Origin of the sequence: Flavobacterium restrictum (assembly GCF_007097245.1) — a bacterium.
Taxonomy (GTDB): domain Bacteria; phylum Bacteroidota; class Bacteroidia; order Flavobacteriales; family Flavobacteriaceae; genus Flavobacterium; species Flavobacterium restrictum.
On sequence record NZ_VJZT01000036.1, the window covers coordinates 1 to 6,406 of the forward strand.

General features: G+C 32.9%; 8 protein-coding genes. 7 read left to right on the plus strand and 1 reads right to left on the minus strand.

Going from position 1 to position 6,406, the window contains the following annotated elements; genetic code table 11:
- On the plus strand, positions 1-852 hold an 852-nt coding region (locus FNW21_RS15825; protein ID WP_144257720.1), incomplete at its 5' end, for an RHS repeat-associated core domain-containing protein.
- The gene (locus tag FNW21_RS15830) at positions 852-1,457 is read left to right on the plus strand and encodes a hypothetical protein (protein WP_144257721.1); all 606 of its coding nucleotides are present in this window, start codon (positions 852-854) and stop codon (positions 1,455-1,457) included. The genes FNW21_RS15825 and FNW21_RS15830, both read left to right, overlap by 1 nt.
- Before the next feature lie 30 nt (positions 1,458-1,487).
- Here the strand turns inward: FNW21_RS15830 and FNW21_RS15835 are convergent, their stop codons facing one another.
- Positions 1,488-1,829 (minus strand): helix-turn-helix domain-containing protein, encoded by a 342-nt coding sequence (locus FNW21_RS15835; protein ID WP_144257722.1) that lies wholly within the window; start codon positions 1,827-1,829, stop codon positions 1,488-1,490.
- Between the two features lie 135 nt (positions 1,830-1,964).
- Here FNW21_RS15835 and FNW21_RS15840 point away from each other — a divergent pair, with 135 nt between their 5' ends.
- The 5 genes from FNW21_RS15840 to FNW21_RS16720 all read left to right on the plus strand — a co-directional run bounded on the left by FNW21_RS15840 (position 1,965) and on the right by FNW21_RS16720 (position 6,312).
- Positions 1,965-3,560: a hypothetical protein gene (locus FNW21_RS15840; RefSeq protein ID WP_185963952.1), complete on the plus strand. Its 1,596-nt coding sequence runs from the start codon at positions 1,965-1,967 to the stop codon at positions 3,558-3,560.
- A gap of 36 nt (positions 3,561-3,596) precedes the next feature.
- Positions 3,597-4,535, plus strand: coding sequence for a tyrosine-type recombinase/integrase (locus FNW21_RS15845; protein WP_144257723.1), 939 nt, complete (start codon positions 3,597-3,599; stop codon positions 4,533-4,535).
- A 9-nt stretch (positions 4,536-4,544) separates the two neighbouring features.
- Entirely contained in the window at positions 4,545-5,492 is a 948-nt protein-coding gene (locus FNW21_RS15850) for a tyrosine-type recombinase/integrase (protein WP_144257724.1), read from the plus strand.
- 119 nt (positions 5,493-5,611) lie between these two features.
- Positions 5,612-6,019: a hypothetical protein gene (locus tag FNW21_RS15855; RefSeq protein ID WP_144257725.1), complete on the plus strand. Its 408-nt coding sequence runs from the start codon at positions 5,612-5,614 to the stop codon at positions 6,017-6,019.
- 158 nt (positions 6,020-6,177) lie between these two features.
- Positions 6,178-6,312 carry a hypothetical protein gene (locus tag FNW21_RS16720; RefSeq protein ID WP_262710633.1) on the plus strand — a complete coding sequence of 45 codons (135 nt, stop codon included), beginning with the start codon at positions 6,178-6,180 and terminating at the stop codon, positions 6,310-6,312.
- Positions 6,313-6,406 lie beyond the last annotated feature (94 nt).

The following is a 6,406-nucleotide window of genomic DNA, read 5'->3' on the forward strand; positions in this document are numbered from 1 at the left end:
TATCGATATAACTCCAAAGAATGGCAGGATGAGCTTTCTTTAAATCTATATGACTATGGTGCAAGGAATTACGACCCATCTTATGGTCGTTGGATGTCGTTAGATCCTTTAAGTGAAGAATATTATTCAGTATCTCCTTATGTTTATTGTGCAAACAATCCTGTTAGGTATATTGATCCTAATGGAATGGAAATTAAAGACCCAGATAAAATTGTTGATAATTATAAAAAACAATTAAATCAAGCTATAACCGATATTAACTCATTTGTGAAAAACGGGACGATTAGTGCCGAAATTGGAGAGAAGTTAATAGGTGTTAACAAAAGTGCATTAAGCGAAATATCTGCACTAGAAAAATCAGACCAAGTATATAATGTTTTTAGTGATAAAAGTAGTAGTGAAGGTGGAGTTAGTTATGACCAAGCTACTGGAGAAGTAAAAGTTGGGTTAGGAACAAATGATAAAGGATTGATTTATCACGAACTAGGTCACGCATATCAATATGAAAAAGGAAAAACATCACTCTTTGTAGATAACTCTCAATTTGGTAGTTTATATGATTTAAGTGATGAAACTGAATCATATAATAGAGAAAGATCAATTAATGGTGGTATGGAGTATTTTACCAATCCTAAACTTAAATGGAATGACAGCGATGTGAAAACTTTTGGTAAAACAATGACACCTCCTGCATATCAAAGTTTACCATCAGGCCCTATAGATATTAATTCAAAAGAAGGTAAAGCTTTAAGAAATAAAACTATTGAAGCAGGTAGAAATGGCGTAAATGTGCAAGAGGTTTATATGGGGTGGCAAAAAGATTATCAGAAAGGTGTTAAAAAAAGAGGGTAATGAAAACAGCAATATTTATATTTATTTCAATTGTATTATCTTTATCAATCAATAAAGATACCTATCTAGGTAAGTACATCTACAAATCAAGGAATTATTACGAGAGTATAGATTTAAAAGATAACAATCAGTTTATTTATAGCTATAAGAACGAATTTATAAATTATGAAATAAAGGGCAATTACAAAATAAATAGTGATAGTCTTATTTTAGACAGCAATCCTCAAAGAGATAAAATAATTGTAAAGGAGAAAAATAGAGGTAATAAAAACAGTAATTTAATAATTGTAAAAGACAAAGAAGGTAACAATTTGACTTACCATATTTATTTAGTCCTTGTAGATGATAAAGTAATTTGTTTAAAAGATCAATGGGAAAAATCAAAAATTAAAAATCAAACAATAAAAGGTTTTTATCTAGTTGACACCAAAGGATTAAAATCTCCAACATACTTAAAAAAAGGAAAATTTTCTAATCATTTTGAAGTACAGTTTGAAACAAAGCGTGTTTTTGAAAATGAAACCTGGCATCTAGAAAAAGACAAAATAAAGCCAATCGGAATGGATGGCGAATACCAAAATTATTATTTAGAAAAAAATAATTAAGCACAAAACCCAAGCAATTGCTTGGGTTTTTTATTTATAAGCTAATCTAGTTTTAGCATCTCTCAATAAAGCATCAAGATTATAAAGGATGGCTTGTTTATCTTGTTCGGGTAAATCGTTTATATCTTTTAAACGTTTAAGCATATCAGTATCTTTTAACAGTTCGTTGTCCTGTGTTTCTCCGACCAAATAGGCAACAGTAGTATTTAATAAATCAGCTAGCTTTTTAGCGACATCAATCGAGGGCTTTACATCATCACGCTCATATTTACCAATAACAGAATGATTGGTACTTAAAATCTTTGCTATCTCATTTTGAGATAATCCTTTTTCTTTTCTACAGTCTCTTAAACGCTTGCCAAATGTACTCATAACGCTATAAATGATGCTTATTTAAACTATTTATGCAAATATACTGTTCATAAATGAAACAAAAAACTAAAATAAGACTTTGTAAAAAGATTTAGATTTAATACTTTTGATGCAAATATGAACAACTAAAAACTTATGAACAATCTAGACACCCAAAACCCGAACCAATTAGACTACACCAACAAACTAATAAAAATAGCAGTATTAGGAGGTATAAGGTTAGACGGATTAGACAGAATGCGTGTAACGGTAAAAATACAGGGTACGGAAGCAGACAGTTTAGCGGTCAGACATAATTTAGATCTCTACAATGATACACAAGTTGAGAAACTAATCAGAAAGACAGCAACAAAACTAGAAATCGGTACAAGTGTAATTGAAGCCAGTATCAACGAACTCATAGAAGCACTAGAAAAATATAGATTAGAACAATTAGAAAACACCGACCAAAAACCACAAACCAAACAACTTACAGAAAAAGAAAAAAGCGAAGCATTACAATTATTGCAAGAAAATGAACTATTAAAAAAGACCAATGAACTTATTGGCCAAAGTGGAATTATTGGAGAAGAAACCAACCGTTTAATAATGTATTTAATCTTTAGCAGTAGAAAAAGAGAACAACCATTACACATAATCAGTCTAGGCAGTAGCGGAACAGGAAAAACACATCTTCAAGAAAGTATAGGCAATCTAATACCAGAGGAAGAAAAAACAGAAATTACAACATTATCAGAAAATGCCTTTTATTACTTCGGTCAACAGGAACTTAAAAACAAATTGATACTAATAGAAGATTTAGACGGTGCTGAAGGTGCATTGTACCCAATTAGAGAACTACAATCAAAAAAGAAAATTAGTAAAACAATAGCCTTTAAAAATACCAAAGGAGAAACCAAAACAACCAATATAACGGTTGAAGGTCCTGTATGTGTATCGGGTTGCACTACCAAAGAAAGTGTTTACGAGGATAACGCCAACAGAAGTTTTTTAATTTATTTAGACGAGAGCCAAGAGCAAGACGATAAAATTATGAACTATCAAAAATTAGTAAGTGCCAATAAAATCAATATAGAAGAGCAAATTAGAGCTAAACAATTATTACAAAACTCTCAATATTTACTAAAACCCATCAAAGTAATCAATCCCTATGCGGAAGCCGTAGAACTACCAAAAGAAGTATTAAAACCAAGAAGAACAAACGCACATTATCTGCAATTTATTGAACTTATAACCTATTACCACCAACACCAAAGAGAAATTAAATACGACGAGCAAACAGGCGAAGAATACATAGAAACTACAATAGAAGATATAAAAAATGCTAATGAACTCATCAAAGAAATCTTAATCAGAAAATCCGATATACTAACAGGAAGAAGCAGAAATCAATTAGAAAGCTTTAAAAAATTACTCAAAAATAAAACTGAATTATTTACCAATACACAAATAAGAAGCACCTTAAAAATCTCCAAAAGTACAGCACAATATCACTTGAATACTTGGTTAGATACAGGCATTATTAAAAGAATCCACGATAAAGAAAGCCAAACCTATAGTTACCAATTTATAAACGATAAAGAATATAAAACACTTGAAAATAAGATAGATGAAGTATTAAAAAGCATCATTACAAACATCGAGAACCGAACGAGTGAACAAGACCGAACGAAAACACAAATTAGGTCGGTTAAGCCCAAGCCAATAAAGGAAAAAATACAACCGAACTAGTGAACAACAATAAAGATAAGAGGACTAAAAAAAAATATGAAAAAGTTACTACTACAACAGGCAAGCTATAATTATTTAGAGAATGCGTTTAAAGAATGGTTAGACATCTTGGGTTTTGTACAAGCAACGGTTTACAATCTGCCAACGGCTGTGAGGGAGTTTTTATATTATTTAGAGCAAAATAACATCAATCAAATCAATCAATTAAACCATCAGCATATAAAAGACTATTACAATTATCTAATCAGTAGAACCAATCAAAAGCAAGGCGGAGCATTAAGCACAAATTATATCAATCATCATTTTTGGGCGTTAGAAAAGTTCTTCGAGTTCCTGCACCATAAAGGCACACAAAACCTGCCAGAGGTCAATTTAAAAAGACTAAAAATACAAACATTAGAAAGAGAAATTTTAACCCAAGAGGAAATAAAAGAATTATACAACATTGTAGAAAATCAAGAAACACAAACCCAAAAACAAGAAGCACTAAACTATCAAGATAAAGTACTATTAACCATCTATTACGGTTGTGGACTGCGAAGAAGTGAAGGAATTAATATAAATATTGACGACATCAATTTTGACACAAGAGTATTGCACGTAAAGAAAGGAAAGTACAGCAAACAGCGATTAATACCATTTAATAAAACAGCATCCAAGATATTGCAAGATTGGGTTTTTGAATACAGAACCATACTAATACAGGATAAAACAGAAGCTAAATTATTTATCAATCGTTTTGGAAAACCATTAACAGGCGGAACATTAGGCGACAGATTACAACGAATAATAAACCAAAGTGATAACATCAAAATCAAAGAAAAAAACATCACACTTCACAGTTTACGCCACAGTATAGCAACGCATCTTTTAGCCAACGGAATGGATTTACAAAAAGTACAACGGTTTTTAGGTCATAGTAGTTTAGAAACAACCCAAATTTATACGCATCTGTTAGAAGAAAAAGAAATTTAATAATCATTAATGAGTAAGGAAATGGATTTTAAAAGTTACTTAAAGCAACAGGAATTAAGCAAGACTACAGCCGAAATGTACCATTATCAAACGATGAATTTTATTAGCTTTTTGGATAAGGACAATAGAGAGGTTGAGAAATGCACAGAAAAGGAAATAATGTTATACCTGGCTCACTTACAAAAAAAAGGCATCGCATCAGAAACAAGAAAATTAAGGCTATCGGCACTAAAACACTTCTTCAACTTCCAAATAGAAAACAACAAAAGAAAAGACAATCCAGCCAACAGGATAAAATTACAAGGAGGACAAAAACAAAAACTCTATCCAATATTATCGCCACAGGAATTACAAAGCATCTACGAAAATTATAAGGTTCCAACACAGGAACATCCCAAAAGTCATCACAATTGGTTTACAGCGTATAAACTCTCCAAAGAAAGAAACAAGGTTATTATAGGTTTATTATTTAATCAAGGTATTACAACAGCAGAAGTAAGCAGAATTACAATAGACAATTTAGACTTACGAAATGGTAAAATAGACATCACAGGCGGAAGAATGGGAAAAGACCGAATACTGGAGCTGAAATCAAGCCAAATAATGGATTTAATGGAATATCAATATAAAACCCGAAACGAACTACTAAAATACCAAATACAAGACACCAAACTATTATTTTTAAGTACGCCACCATCAGGACAAACACAAGTAAAAGACCCAAGCACACTAAATATCTACAAAAGGTTAACGGAGGAACTAAAAGAACAAAATCCAAAGTTTATCAACTTTTTACAAGTTCGGGCATCAGTTATAACATATTGGTTAAAGAATTACAATTTAAGGCAAGTACAATACCGAGCAGGACACAAACGAATAATATCTACAGAAGCGTATCTAATCAACGATATTGACGACTTGCAAAAGGAAATTGACAGCTTCCACCCAATCGGATAAAACAAGAACGTTAGGTATTTAATAACAACGGAAAGCAAACAAGCGGTCTCCCTTCGGTCGCTTCCTTTGTTCCGCTGGGCTGTTCCAGTCGGCTAAAAAGCCTCCGTTCCACAGACCACTTGCCACCAAAAAAAAGAGCAGCCAAGAAAAATGGCAGCTCTTTTTTTGTTGTCTGCGTTCCCAGTCTCCACACGGTCGCTCCTTTCGTTCGTCGTGGCTACTGTGTCTTTTTTAGCACTATTTTTTTTCTTTTTTTATCGGTTGAAAATTTTCAGTTGAAAAAAAATAGTCCTAAAAAATCCACCGCCACTTGTGTTTTGGCGGTTGCTCAACCGCCAGCCATCAACCTCAATAGGAACGCTAAAGCTGACTTAAATTATTTGTTCCGCTATCGCTTCACTTCTTCGGTTGCCGTTACACGCTCGCATCCTTCCAGCCCTGAAAAAGGGCTTCCCAGTCTGCGGTGGCTGTCAGTGACCGCAACACCGCCACTCGTTCAGCAAAAAAAAGCTTTCTACCGATGTTAATAAATAACGCTTTTTTTACTTCACTTGGGGTGTTTATTGTTGAACCGCACACTAACGCCCTTTGGTTGTTTGCTCATTTTTTTAGAAGATTGCCAACAGGCTTTTATCTAAAAAACAACATTCTATAATGGCAATCTTCCAAAAAAATCGAGCGCAAAATGAAAGCTTATCAGCCGATTTTGGGTGTTGAATTTAATGTTCCGGCTTTTTTGGGGTGGATAATGGATAAAATAAAGATAATTTTTTTTTCAATTGAAAATAAAAGGATTATTTTTGAGCAATGGGATGCCTAAAACTGACATACGAACGGGAATTTTGTTTATCTCTCGCAGGAGACCATAAACAAACGCTCGGGCGGAGAAAAAAGCGAGCAGGGACGTACAAGTA